General features: G+C 33.4%; 8 protein-coding genes and 1 tRNA gene. All 9 read left to right on the top strand.

Annotated elements, in window-relative coordinates; translation table 11 throughout:
* Nucleotides 1-8: 8 nt before the first annotated feature.
* The 9 genes from DER71_RS08820 (at nt 9) to DER71_RS08780 (ending at nt 9,620) form a co-directional block, all read left to right on the top strand.
* Nucleotides 9-84 (top strand) — tRNA-Asn (locus DER71_RS08820).
* A gap of 454 nt (nt 85-538) precedes the next feature.
* Nucleotides 539-1,405 carry a hypothetical protein gene (locus DER71_RS08815; RefSeq protein ID WP_114456799.1) on the top strand — a complete coding sequence of 289 codons (867 nt, stop codon included), beginning with the start codon at nt 539-541 and terminating at the stop codon, nt 1,403-1,405.
* 63 nt (nt 1,406-1,468) lie between these two features.
* A complete protein-coding gene (gene glpK, locus DER71_RS08810) occupies nt 1,469-2,965 on the top strand; it encodes a glycerol kinase GlpK (protein WP_114456800.1) in 1,497 nt (498 codons plus the stop codon).
* A 191-nt stretch (nt 2,966-3,156) separates the two neighbouring features.
* Nucleotides 3,157-4,635, top strand: a complete 1,479-nt coding sequence (locus DER71_RS08805; RefSeq protein WP_114456801.1) for an NAD(P)/FAD-dependent oxidoreductase — start codon at nt 3,157-3,159, stop codon at nt 4,633-4,635.
* A complete protein-coding gene (locus tag DER71_RS08800; protein ID WP_114456802.1) occupies nt 4,628-5,908 on the top strand; it encodes an NAD(P)/FAD-dependent oxidoreductase in 1,281 nt (426 codons plus the stop codon). Before DER71_RS08805 ends, DER71_RS08800 begins: the two co-directional genes overlap by 8 nt.
* On the top strand, nt 5,909-6,283 hold the full coding sequence (locus DER71_RS08795; RefSeq protein WP_114456803.1) for a DUF1667 domain-containing protein: 375 nt from the start codon (nt 5,909-5,911) through the stop codon (nt 6,281-6,283). It begins immediately after the preceding gene.
* Nucleotides 6,284-6,296: 13 nt separating this feature from the next.
* Complete coding sequence (locus tag DER71_RS08790; RefSeq protein WP_114456804.1) at nt 6,297-6,818, top strand: type 1 glutamine amidotransferase domain-containing protein; 522 nt, start codon at nt 6,297-6,299, stop codon at nt 6,816-6,818.
* An 87-nt stretch (nt 6,819-6,905) separates the two neighbouring features.
* Nucleotides 6,906-8,726 (top strand): phosphate/phosphite/phosphonate ABC transporter substrate-binding protein, encoded by a 1,821-nt coding sequence (gene phnD / locus DER71_RS08785; RefSeq protein WP_114456805.1) that lies wholly within the window; start codon nt 6,906-6,908, stop codon nt 8,724-8,726.
* 312 nt (nt 8,727-9,038) lie between these two features.
* Nucleotides 9,039-9,620, top strand: a complete 582-nt coding sequence (locus DER71_RS08780; RefSeq protein WP_114456806.1) for a glycerol-3-phosphate responsive antiterminator — start codon at nt 9,039-9,041, stop codon at nt 9,618-9,620.
* The last annotated feature ends 14 nt before the right edge of the window (nt 9,621-9,634 follow it).

The raw sequence follows: 9,634 nt of genomic DNA, 5'->3' as shown, positions 1-9,634 counted from the left end.
TTTTTTGTTCCCCGATAGCTCAGTTGGTAGAGCAGATGGCTGTTAACCATCGAGTCGCAAGTTCGAGTCTTGCTCGGGGAGCCATTTTTATTTTAAGACCTTTATTGGTCTTTTTTTATTTAATATTATTTTTACTTCATTTTGTTCAAAATTTTACATATCTCTATTATATTTTATTACTATGTAATATTGCTTTGAATTATTCTCCTGAGTTACTTTTAGATGATCATATATATTAAATATACTAAATAGATGTTTTTGTGAAAATTGTTTGACAAATTTGAAAACTAATGATATAATTTTCTTGAAAAGAAGTTTAAAAAAGAATATAACAAGGTGGAGACTTGGAGAAAGCCTTATTGATGACTAAGGGGAATAACTATGCTATAATAAATATAAGTTATTTATTTTTAGTTTTCAATAGGGCTTTTTCTGTGTTTAAATCTAAAATATATGAAAGGAGGCAGTAGGTAAAGAAAGCAGGTAGTAGTTAGGTTAATCATTTTAAAATAAAATATTAACTAGGAGGAGACTAAAAATGGCTGGATTATTTAATTTAGGACTTATTTTATCAGCATTTGGTGGCGGTGTTTTTGGTGCAGCTTTAGGGGCTTTGAATTCATTTATCTTTTGTGGATTTTTAGTTATTGCTGGTGAAGCTATCTCTGTTGCGAGTGGAGTAGGATCTTTTACAAACGCAATTGGCTTTGGTACCTGGTTTGGACCTCACATTGGATTTGCCGCTGGTGCAGCTGCAGCAGCATATGCAGCTAGAAAAGGTTATGTAGAAGGAAGAGATATTATAACACCACTGATGAAATTTAAAGATCCCAGTGTACTTTTGGTAGGTGGACTTTTTGGTATATTAGGTTATTTTGTAAATGGTATTATAGCAGGTGTTGGGACTCCTACTGATACAATTGCTTTAACAGTTGTTATTTCTGCAATAATTAAACGTGTTATGTTCAGTGATACCGGGGTAATTGGTACATATAACCCCGAACATGGAGATTCCAGATGGTCACCAAGTGAAGATATTGCCTGGCTTCCTTTCCAGATGCATGCTGGAGAATTGTTAATGATAGGACTTGGCGTAGGATTAGTATCAAGTAAGATTTCATTAATTACAGGTAGTTCTTTTATTGGTTTTGGTATTGCAGCTGCTTCTCTAATTATATTATCTACTATTGGTGGATCTCCAGTAACCCACCATATTGCTTTACCTGCTGCTTTAGCGGCTATGGCTACAGGTAGTGTAATTGTAGGAGGTATTTTTGGCATTTTAGGAGCTTTTCTGGGTGAATTTTTTGCAAGGCTATTTTATGACTGGGGAGATACACATATTGATCCTCCTGCAGCCACTATAGCAACTTTAACTACTGTTGTTATGCTTTTCCTTCAGTAATTAATATCAAAATATATTAATATTAATATAGATCGACAAATATTAAAAAAGGAGTTGATCATTTTGGATAAGTATATTTTAGCTATTGATCAGGGGACCACCAGTTCGAGGGCAATGATTTTTAACCATGAAGGTGAAGTTGTTAATGCAGCTCAGAAAGAGTTTACACAGTATTATCCAAAGCCTGGCTGGGTGGAACATGATCCGGATGAAATCTGGGGTACTACTTTAGGTGTAATTGCTGATGCTTTAGGAAAAGCAAATATTAAGCCAGCACAAATTGCCGGTATTGGAATCACAAATCAGCGTGAAACTACAGTAGTCTGGGATGCTGAGACAGGCAAACCTATTCATAATGCAATAGTATGGCAGGATAGAAGAACAGCTTCTATCTGTGATGATCTAAAAGATAAAGGACTGGAAGAAAAGATCAAAAACAAAACAGGACTTGTTGTTGATGCATATTTTTCCGGCACAAAAATAAAGTGGCTTCTTGATAATGTGGAAGGAGCCAGAGAAAAGGCTGAGGCTGGTAAACTTCGTTTTGGTACTATAGATACCTGGTTGATCTGGAAACTTTCAGGAGGAGAAACACATGTAACAGATTATTCTAATGCTTCTCGTACTTTAGTTTATAATATATTTGACCTTAAGTGGGATGAGGAAATGTTAGAAATTTTAGATATACCAAAATCAATGCTGCCAGAAGTGAAAGCTTCCAGTGAAGTTTATGGTAAAACTATAGACTACCATTTTTTCGGAGAAAATGTACCGATAGCAGGTATTGCCGGTGACCAGCAGGCAGCAACATTTGGCCAGGTATGTTATGAAAGAGGTATGGCAAAAAACACTTATGGTACAGGCTGTTTTATGCTGATGAATACAGGAGAAGAAGCAGTAAAATCAGAACATGGGCTTTTAACAACAATTGCCTGGGGTCTTGATGGTAAAGTAAACTATGCGCTGGAAGGTTCAATCTTTATTGCTGGAGCTGCAATTCAGTGGTTAAGAGATGAACTGAATATTATTGATTCTTCACCTGATTCAGAATATTTTGCTCGTAAAGTAGATGATACAGGTGGAGTATATGTTGTACCTGCCTTTGCAGGTTTAGGTGCTCCATACTGGGATATGTATGCAAGAGGAACAATTGTTGGTCTAACAAGGGGATCATCAAAAGAACACTTAATTAGAGCGACACTTGAGTCAATAGCATATCAGACAAGGGATGTACTTGAAGCTATGGAAGCTGATTCAGGAATAGAACTGAAGACACTGCGTGTAGATGGTGGAGCAGCCATGAATGATTTCTTAATGGAATTTCAGGCTGATATACTTGGTGTGGAAGTAGAAAGGCCTGTTATAAATGAAACTACAGCTTTAGGAGCAGCCTATCTGGCCGGACTTGCAGTTGGTTACTGGGATAATTTAGATGAACTTGTAGCCAAATGGGATAGAGATAAACTGTTTGTACCAAGTATGGCAGAAGAAAAGAAAGAAAAGCTCTACTCAAATTGGAAGCGCGCTGTAGAAAGAGCTCAGGGTTGGTCAGAAGAATAAAATAGTTTAATATACAGCAAAATACATTAAATTAGAATAAAATACACTTAATTACGGTTTAGGCTGGAGAAATGGAGAAAGCTCAATCCGGATAGCATAGGATATCTATGTCTATCTGGTTGAGTTTTTTTTACTCTCAATTTTTAATAAATATAAAATAATTATGTAAGTAGTTTAAGGAGGTTATTTAATTGAGTAATAAAAAATATGATATAATAATTGTTGGAGGAGGTGTATCCGGGTGTGCAGTTGCCTGGAAACTTTCAAGATATAATTTGAATGTTTTACTTTTAGAAAAAGAACCTGATCTTGCATCCGGTACAACAAAGGCAAATACAGCAATAATACATGCTGGATACAATGCAGATCCGAATAAACTAAAGGGGCGTTTAAATGTTAAAGGAAATGTGGAAATCAAACAAATAGCTAAAGATTTAAGTATACCGTTTAAAGAAATTGGTTCACTTGTTGTAGGTGTTAAGGGTGATGATTTAAGCATACTTGATGAACTTTTAGAAAAAGGAAAGAAAAATAAAGTTGAAGGTTTAAAGATTGTAGATAAAGAATGGCTGCGGGAAAATGAGCCACATTTAACTAAAGATGCCGAAGCAGCTCTTTGGGCGCCAACTGCAGGAATAACTACTCCCTGGGAATTTGCACTTGCAATGGCTGAAAATGCTGTGGCAAATGGAGTTGAAATAGAATTAGAAACAGAAGTTTTAGATGTTTTAACAGAAGATGGTAATGTTGTTGGTGTAAAAACAAACAGAGGTAATTTTGGGGCTAATTATGTTATAAATGCTGCCGGTTTGTATGCAGATGATGTTGCCAGAATGGTTGGAATTGAAAAAATTGAAATACGCCCGCGCAAGGGTGAATATTATATTTATGATAAGGCTAAAGATTTTGATGTTAATCATGTTATTTTTCCAATACCAACACCTATTTCAAAGGGAATTGTTGTTACAAGGACAATAGAAAACAATTTATTAATTGGACCAACTTCAGATCCGATAGATGATAAAACTGATTTATCAACAACACCTGAAGGGCTGGAAAAAGTTTATAATGGTGCTAAAAAGCTGTTCCCTGATTTAACATTAAAAGATACTATACGGGTATTTGCAGGTCTAAGAGCTGCTGATAAAACTGAAGACTTTGTAATAGAAGCTGCTGACAATGTACATGGATTTATCAATGTGGCTGGAATTCAGTCTCCAGGTCTATCATCTGCTACTGCCATTGCTGATATGACTCTTGATATTCTGGAAGATGAAGGTCTTAAACTGGAAGAAAAGAAAAATGTTATAGAAAAAAGAGAAGAGCCAGTAAGATTTTACGAAATGAGCAATGAAGAAAGAGCTAAAATGGTAGAAAAAGATAAAAAGTATGGAAAAATAATCTGTCGCTGTGAAACAGTTTCATATAAGGAGATACTGGATGCAATACATGGTCCAATTGGTGCAAGAACAGTAAATGCTGTTAAAAGAAGAACAAGAGCCGGTGCAGGAAGATGTCAGGGTGGGTTTTGTGGCCCAAGAGTGTTAGAAATTCTGTCTGAAGAATTAGGAATCGACCCTACAGAGGTTAAACAGGAAGAAACTAATTCGCAAATTATTGAATATAAAATTAAAGAGCTACTTGGAAGCAAGGTGATGGATAATGCTTAAACTTAAAAAAGATGTTGTAGTAATTGGTGGAGGTCCAGCAGGACTGGCTGCAGCAGTTAAAGTGTTTGATAATGGTGTGGAAGATGTAATGATTTTGGAAAGAGATTTTGAGTTGGGAGGAATTTTACCCCAGTGTATTCATAATGGTTTTGGACTTCATCATTTTAAAGAAGAATTAACAGGGCCAGAATATGCCCAGAGATTTATAGATGATGTTGAGGACAGAGATATTGAGGTTAAATTAGATACCATGGTGCTGGATGTCAGTCCGGATAGAAAAGTATATGCCATGAATAGAGAAGATGGTTTTCTAGAGATTGAAGCTGGTGCAGTTATACTTGCCATGGGGTGTAGAGAAAGAACTGCTGGTGCGATTGGAATTCCTGGCACCAGACCTGCAGGTGTATTGACAGCCGGTACAGCACAGAGATATACAAATATAGAAGGTCTGCTGCCGGGTAAAGAAGTTGTAATACTTGGTTCTGGAGATATTGGATTAATCATGGCCCGAAGAATGCGATTAGAAGGAGCTGATGTAAAAGCAGTTTGCGAAATTCTTCCTTATACTGGTGGTTTAACCAGAAATGTTGTTCAGTGTTTACAGGATTATGATATACCACTTTTATTAAATCATACAGTAACCAGAATTGAAGGTAATGAAAGGTTAGAGGCAGTCGAAATATCAGAAGTAGATGAAAATTTGAAACCAATACCAGGTACTGAGGAGAGAATAGAAGCCGATACACTTCTGCTGTCTGTAGGTTTAATACCTGAAAATGAGCTTTCTAAAAAAGCTGATGTTGTTCTGGATGATAGAACAGGCGGAGCTATTGTCAATGAAGGTAGAGAGACTAATGTTGAAGGTATCTTTGCCTGTGGTAATGTTCTGCATGTACATGATTTAGTTGATTGGGTTACCCAGGAAGCAGAAATAGCCGGTGACTGGGCTGCAAAATATGTTAAAGGTGATATGAGAAGATCTGATAGTAAAATAAAAATAAATGCAGGAAAGAATGTTTCATATGTTATACCGCAAAATATTGAACTGGAAGATAAAGATAGAAAACGTATACCGCTCTATATGAGGGTAACAACTCCTCTTACTGCCTGTGAAATTAAATTATCAGCAGATGGAGAAGAGCTTTATTCTTTTAATGAACCATTTGCAAAACCTGGTGAAATGCTGAGTGTTCCATTAGCACAGAAAACACTTAATGATCTTGGAAAAATTGAAGAGATAACTGTAGATATAATTGAAAAGGAGGGAGAATAAATGAGTGAAACTAAAACTCTCACCTGTGTTGCCTGTCCAAAAGGATGTGAAGTGACAGTTAAATATGAAGGTAATGAAATATTAGATATACAAGGTAATGCCTGTCCCCAGGGAGCTGACTATGCAAGAGAAGAAATAATTGCACCAACGAGAATATTGCCGACAACAGTAGCTGTTAAAGATGGGGCTTTACCACTTGTTCCTGTCAAAACTACAAAACCTATTTCTCTGGAAATTATTCATGATGCAATGAAAATTATAGGTAAAACCAAAGTAAAGGCTCCTGTAAAGATTGGCCAGGTGATTATAGAAAATATTTTAGAAACAGGTGCTGATGTAGTAGCAACTAGAGATCTTCCTAAAAAAGCAGGTTGAGGAGGAAATAATAATGAAATTAAAAGGTAAGAAGCTTGCAATGATGGTAGGACCTGGATATGAAGATTTAGAATTTTGGGTTGTATATATGAGGATGATTGAAGAAGGTGCTGAAATAGATGTAATTGGTATGGAAAAGGGTGCTGAATATACAAGCAAACACGGATGTTTGAAAGCTAAAGCAGATTATACAGCTTCCGAAGTTATGGATAAAGATTATGATGGAGTTCTAATACCTGGCGGCTGGGCTCCTGATAAAATAAGAAGAGATGAAGATATTGTAAAGCTGGTTAAAAATAATTATGATAACGGGAAAATAATAGGTTTAATATGTCATGCAGGTCTTGTTGGAATTTCAGCAGGTATAGTTAATGGAAAAGCCACAGGGTCAAGAGGAATTAAAGATGATATAGAAAATGCAGGAGGAAGTTGGGTAGATAAACCTGCCTTTAGAGATGGTAATATTGTTTGGGGAAGGGTGGTAAAAGATATTCCGGACTACTGCCGCGAATTAGTTAAAGCCTTAGCTGAATAAATTTCAATATAAAAACAAGCTAAATCAGATTTTTAGATAATTAGAATCTGATTTAGCTTCTTAATAAATACAAAAGGGAGTAAATTTATGGAAATGTTTAACGAATTCCATTTTATTAGTTTTGGTATAGGCGTAATTGTTTCCCTAATTGTTTTTTATTTTTTATATCCCAAAAAAGATATTGATAAAAATAAAGATTTAAATAAAAATATTGAATCAAAAAAACAAACTTCAAATAAACTATTGAATTTATCACAAGAGGTATCTTTTAAATCTCAAGATTTAATCTGGTTAATCAATGATAATAATAAAAAAGCTGAAAAATTAGTAAAAAGATTTGAAAATATTACAGAATCAGTTGAAAATAATGCAGCTGCTGCTGAAGAAATTTCTGCAACTATTGAAGAATTATCTTCTTCATCAAATGTTATTAAATCAGAAATGGATAAACTAGAAGAATTATCTCAAAAGTTAATGTCAGATTCAGAGAAAAATCAAAATTGGATTAAAGAATCTAACAATACATTACTTGAATTAGCATCAAATGTAAAAAAATCTGGTAATTCAATTGAAAGTGTAGAAAAAGCATTGGTAAATAGTAATGAATTACTTGAAGGTATTATAGATATTACGGATCAAATTAATTTGCTTTCTCTAAATGCTTCTATTGAAGCAGCACGAGCTGGTGATGCTGGAAGAGGTTTTAATGTTGTAGCTGGAGAAATAAAAAGTCTTTCGGAAGAAACTGAGCAATTAACCACAAAAATAAGAGAATCTATCAACAACATTAATATTGAAATCAAAAATACTGATCAAATTATTGAAAATGGGCTTAATAATATTGAAGGAGTTGAAGAGTTAGCTGGAAAATCAATTGAATCATTTAATATGATGAATAATAATCTTCATAATGTTATTGATTCTATATCAAAATTATCAAGTAGTACAGATAGTCAAGCTTCTGCTACAGAACAAACTACCAAAGCTGTTGAATCTATGACTCAAGAGTTTATAAATATATCAGAAAATGTTTCAGAAGTAGATAAAAATATTAAAGATCAAAAAAGTAATTCTGAAACCCTGATTAATTATTCCAATAATCTTAATACAATAGCTTATGATCTTCATAAAATTTCAGTAGATAATAAAAGTGAGGATATGTTAATTTTTGGTGTAAATCCTTTTGCAAAGCCTGAAAAAATAGAAGAACTATATGTTCCAATAATTGAAAAATTATGTAACAAAATAAATAAAAATGCTAAAACAGTTATTGTTTCAGATTATGAAGAATTAACTAATTATATAAAAAATGGTTTAATAGATATTGGATGGTTTTCTCCAATGGCTTATGTTAAGGCAAAAGATGAAACCAATGTTATACCAATGGTAACTCCTTTAATTAATGGTAAGGATAGCTATCGAGGCTATATATTTACTAAGAAAAATAGTAAATACAGGAAATTAACAGATTTAAAGGACAGTGTTTTTGCATTTGTAGATCCATTATCAACATCGGGTTATGTATACCCGAAACAGATGTTGAAAGAAGTTGGTATTGATGTCAATAAAGATTTAAAAGAAACTTTATTTTTAGGTAATCATGATAATGTAATTAAAGCAGTATTAGACAATAAAGCTGAAGTTGGAGCAACATATAATGAAGCCTGGGAAAGGGCTGCTAAAACATTAAACTTAGATAGTTTAAATATATTAGCAAAAACAGATCCTATTCCAAAAGATGTTATTGCTGCTCGAGCAGGTTTAGATAAGAATATTTTGGAAGAAACACGAAATATTTTCTTAAAAGCTGATCAAGAGATAAAAGAAATATTAAACCAGACCAATATAACTGGATTTATTGAAAGTGAAGATCAAAAATTTGATATTATAAGAAAATATAATAGTTAGAAAAATTGTATAATTAAATGCACGCGGTGATTTGATAATTCAAAATATTAATGATAAAATTATATTGAAATGAAAGCATAATTTTTAACTTAGTTATATTATTTCACCGACCTGTACAATAAACAGTTTTTAGGATTTTCTTTTTTAATCAGCTTGAGAACGATTATAGTTAATATACTTTAATATACTCCTGACTGTGTCAGGAGTATTGAAATATTAATAAATTGTATAATTATATAATAAAGTATAGTGTATTATTAAAAATACTATAATTATAATTATGATTATGTATTAATCAGGGAGGCAGCAAATTTGAGACATCTTTCAAAGTATTTTAAAAAACATCCAATAATACCATCTGTTAGGGATATGAAATATCTTGAACAGGCTATGAAAACAGAAAAATCAGTAGTTGTGTTTTTGCTGGCAGGCTCTATTTTTGATCTTGAAGAAGCAATGTCAAAAGCTGAAAAATATGATAAATTATTAATAATTAATGTTGATCTGGTTCAGGGTATTTCACAGGATGCAAAAGGTATGGAATATCTGGCAGAAAAAAATCTTTGTGATGGAATAATATCAACCAGAAATCACCTAATTAAAGCAGCAATAAAGTGTGGTTTGATGACAATTCAGAGAATATTTTTGCTTGATTCGGGTTCTTTTAAAACAGGAAAACATATGTTGGGTGATGAAAATATAGATTCAGTGGAGATTTTACCAGGTATTGCAGCTCCATATTATATTTCCCATCAGGAAAAATATCAGATCAAATATCCTGTAATTGCAGGAGGACTTATTGAGACAAAAAAAGAAGTTGATAAATTGGTAGAAGCAGGTGTTCTTGCAATTTCTACAAGTCAGAGAAGTTTGTGGACAACAGATTTTAATTAATTAAAGGAGGTAAT

This window comes from Halanaerobium sp. DL-01 (assembly GCF_003338615.1).
GTDB lineage: Bacteria > Bacillota > Halanaerobiia > Halanaerobiales > Halanaerobiaceae > QPJE01.
Note: the sequence above shows the minus strand (reverse complement) of the source record. Positions and strands in the feature narration are given on the sequence as shown.

Excerpts from the sequence above, each read along its gene's own strand:
- DER71_RS08790 (WP_114456804.1), top strand. The coding sequence starts at position 6,297 with ATGAAATTAAAAGGTAAGAAGCTTGCAATGATGGTAGGACCTGGATAT.
- DER71_RS08815 (WP_114456799.1), top strand. The coding sequence starts at position 539 with ATGGCTGGATTATTTAATTTAGGACTTATTTTATCAGCATTTGGTGGC.
- phnD (WP_114456805.1), top strand. The coding sequence starts at position 6,906 with ATGGAAATGTTTAACGAATTCCATTTTATTAGTTTTGGTATAGGCGTA.
- DER71_RS08795 (WP_114456803.1), top strand. The coding sequence starts at position 5,909 with ATGAGTGAAACTAAAACTCTCACCTGTGTTGCCTGTCCAAAAGGATGT.
- DER71_RS08800 (WP_114456802.1), top strand. The coding sequence starts at position 4,628 with ATGCTTAAACTTAAAAAAGATGTTGTAGTAATTGGTGGAGGTCCAGCA.